Origin of the sequence: Kitasatospora sp. NPDC047058 (assembly GCF_040643935.1) — a bacterium.
Taxonomy (GTDB): domain Bacteria; phylum Actinomycetota; class Actinomycetes; order Streptomycetales; family Streptomycetaceae; genus Kitasatospora.
Window position 1 is genome coordinate 1 of sequence record NZ_JBEYVJ010000585.1, and the last position, 3454, is coordinate 3454.

A 3454-nucleotide genomic window follows, 5' to 3' on the forward strand; every position below is an offset into this window, starting at 1 on the left:
TCGACGTTGTTGAACCAGGCGTACTCGACGCCGGTGCGGTTGGTCCACGTCTGCTTGCAGGTGACCGAGCAGGTGTGGCAGCCGATGCACTTGTCGAGGTTCATCACCATGGCGATCTGGGCCATGACGCGTCCGATGGTGGCTTCGCCAGTGGGCATGTCAGTACTCCACGTCCTGCGAACGACGCCGGATCACGGTGACCTCGTCGCGCTGGTTTCCGGTCGGGCCGTAGTAGTTGAAGGCGTAGGTGAACTGCGCGTAGCCGCCGGCCAGGTGGGTGGGCTTGAGCAGCAGCCTGGTCAGGGAGTTGTGGATGCCGCCGCGCTTCCCGGTGACCTCCGTCTTCGGCACGTTCACGTTGCGGTCCTGGGCGTGGTACATGTACACGGTGCCCTCGGGCATCCGGTGGGTGACCACCGCCCGCGCGGCGACGACGCCGTTGCGGTTGTAGGCCTCGATCCAGTCGTTGTCCTTCACGCCGATCTTCTCGGCGTCGCCGGTGGACATCCAGATGACCGGGCCGCCGCGGGACAGGTCGAGCATGTACTTGTTGTCCTGGTAGTTCGAGTGGATGGACCACTTGGAGTGCGGGGTGAGGTAGCGGACCGTGACCTCGGCCCGGCCGCCGCCCAGGTGCTCGTCGCCGTAGTGCCGGGGCGAGTTCAGCGGGGGCCGGTAGACGGGCAGTTGCTCGCCGACCTCGGACACCCAGTCGTGCTGGACGAAGAAGTGCTGGCGGCCGGTGAGGGTGTGCCAGGGCTTCTTGTGCTCGGTGTTGATGACGAACGGTGAGTAGCGCCGTCCGCCGGTCTCCGAGCCCGACCACTCGTACGAGGTCATCACCGCGCGGGGCTGGATGCGGGTGTCGGCGAAGGTGATCCGCTCCGCCTCGCGTTCGGCGGCGAGTTCGACCAGGCCCTCGCTGCCGGTCTGCTTCTCGAGCACCCGGAAGCCCTCGGTGGCCAGCCGGCCGTTGGTGGTGCCGGAGAGGGCGAGGACCGCCTCGCACATGTGGCTCGCGGTGGCGAGCGAGGGCCGGCCGGCGGCGATCCCGTCCCGGACGGTGCCGTTGCGGTGCCGGAGTTCCTCGATCTCCTGGTCCGGGACGACGGTGATGCCCTTGGTGGTGGTGCCCAGGGTGTCGAGCAGCGGCCCGACGGCGCGCATCTTCTGCGCGATCGCGGTGTAGTCCCGCTCGACGACCGCCAGCTTCGGCATGGTCCTCCCGGGGACCGGTTCGCACTCGCCGGTCTTCCAGTCCCTCACCACGCCGCCCGGCTGGGCGAGTTCGTCCGGGGTGTCGTGGAGCAGCGGCACGGCGATGACGTCGGTGCGGGTGCCGAGGTGGCCGGCCGCCAGCTCGCTGAACCGGTCGGCGAGGGTCAGGAAGGTGTCGTAGTCGGTGCGCGCCTGCCAGGGCGGGGCGATGGCCGGGGTGAAGGCGTGCAGGAAGGGGTGCATGTCCGTGCTGGACAGGTCGTCCTTCTCGTACCAGGTGGCGGCCGGGAGGACGACGTCGGAGTACAGGCCGGTCGAGGTCATCCGGAAGTCCATGGTGACCAGCAGGTCGAGCTTGCCCTCGGGCGCCTCCTCCCGCCACACCACGTCCTGCGGACGCCCCTCGGGCGGGGTCTCCCGGGAACGGACGGACGCGTCCGTGCCCAGCAGGTGGCGCAGGAAGTACTCGTTGCCCTTGCCGGAGGAACCGAGCAGGTTGGCCCGCCACACGGTGAGCACGCGCGGGAAGTTGGCGGGGTCGTCCGGGTCCTCGGCGGCGAACCGCAGCCGTCCCGACTTCAGCTCGTCGACGATGTGCTCGGCGACCGGCCGGCCGGCCCGGGCGGCTTCGTCCGTGAGGTCGAGCGGGTTGCGGTTGAAGCCGGGGTGGCCGGGCGTCCAGCCGAGTCGGACGGCCTGCGCCAGGCAGTCGGCGAAGCCCTTGCCCCTGAACCGTCCCTCGCCGAGCGGGGAGGCGATCTCGTCGGGGCCGAACGCCTCGTAGCGCCACTGGTCGGAGTTCAGGTACCAGTACGAGGTGCCCGCCATGTGCCGGGTGGGCCGCTGCCAGTCGAAGGCGAACGACAGGTGCTGCTGCCCGGTGACCGGGCGGACCTTCTCCTGGCCGACGTAGTGCGCCCAGCCGCCGCCGTTGACGCCCTGGCAGCCGGTCATGGTGACGAGCGCCAGGAACGCCCGGTAGATGGTGTCGGAGTGGAACCAGTGGTTGGTCCCGGCCCCCAGCGCGATCATGGACCGGCCGTTGGTGCGCTCGGCGTTGCGGGCGAACTCGCGGCCGATCCGGGCCGCCTGCGCGGCCGGCACGGAGGTGATCGTCTCCTGCCAGGCCGGGGTGCAGGGCTGCGACGCGTCCTCGTAGGACGACGGCCAGCTGCCCGGGAGACCGGGGCGGTGCACCCCGTACTGGGCGAGCATCAGGTCGAAGACGGTGGTGACGAGCCGGCCGCCGATCCGGCGCACCGGCACCCCGCGCACCAGGAACGAGCCGCCCTCCGTGGCGCCCTCGTCGAAGCGCGGCAGCGCGACCCCGACGGTCTCCTCGGCCCGCTCCAGCAGGCTCAGCTCGGGCACGACCTCGCCCAGGTCGAGGTTCCAGTGGCCCTGTTCCTGCGCCCAGCGGAAGCCCAGCGAGCCGTTCGGCACGACCGGTTCGCCGGTGGCCGAGTCGAGGAGGACGGTCTTGGAGGCGGCGTGCTCGGTGTCCTGTCCGAGGTCGGCCGCGGTCAGGAACCCGTCCGGGACGAGACCGTGCTCGTGCTCGCGCAGCGCCACCAGGAACGGGGCGTCGGTGAACGTGCGCAGGTAGTCCCGGAAGTACGGCACCTCGCGGTCGACGAGGAACTCGCGCAGGATCACGTGGCCCATGGCCATGGCCAGCGCGCCGTCCGTGCCGGGGTGGGGGGCGAGCCACTCGTCGGCGTGCTTGACGTTGTCGGCGTAGTCGGGGCTGACCGCGACGACCTTGGCGCCGTTGTAGCGGGTCTCGGTCAGGAAGTGCGCGTCGGGCGTGCGGGTCACGGGGATGTTGGAGCCCCACATGATCAGGTAGCCCGTGTTCCACCAGTCCGCGGACTCCGGCACGTCGGTCTGGTCGCCCCAGACCTGCGGCGAGGCGATGGGCAGGTCCGCGTACCAGTCGTAGAACGACAGCAGCGTCCCGCCGATCATCGAGTGGTAGCGGGCCCCGGCCGCGAACGACGCGATCGACATCGCCGGGATGGGCGAGAAGCCCGCCACCCGGTCGGGGCCGTACGTCTTGACGGTGTGCACCTGGGCGGCGGCGACGAGCTCGGTCACCTCGTCCCAGTCGGCGCGCACCAGGCCGCCCTTGCCGCGCGCCGACTTGATGATCATCATCGTCATCGTGCTTAAGGCGCCCACTGAGTTGCTCCCGGCCGTTCTGTCTGCCGCTGGGGGAACAGTGACGGTTCTGCTG

General features: G+C 70.4%; 1 protein-coding gene. It reads right to left on the reverse strand.

Annotated features, from left to right (window positions below):
* Positions 1 to 159: 159 nt before the first annotated feature.
* Positions 160 to 3372: a nitrate reductase subunit alpha gene (locus tag ABZ885_RS37820; protein WP_360199220.1), complete on the reverse strand. Its 3213-nt coding sequence runs from the start codon at positions 3370 to 3372 to the stop codon at positions 160 to 162.
* Positions 3373 to 3454: the final 82 nt, after the last annotated feature.

Excerpts from the sequence above, each read along its gene's own strand:
- ABZ885_RS37820 (WP_360199220.1), bottom strand. The coding sequence starts at position 3,372 with ATGATCATCAAGTCGGCGCGCGGCAAGGGCGGCCTGGTGCGCGCCGAC.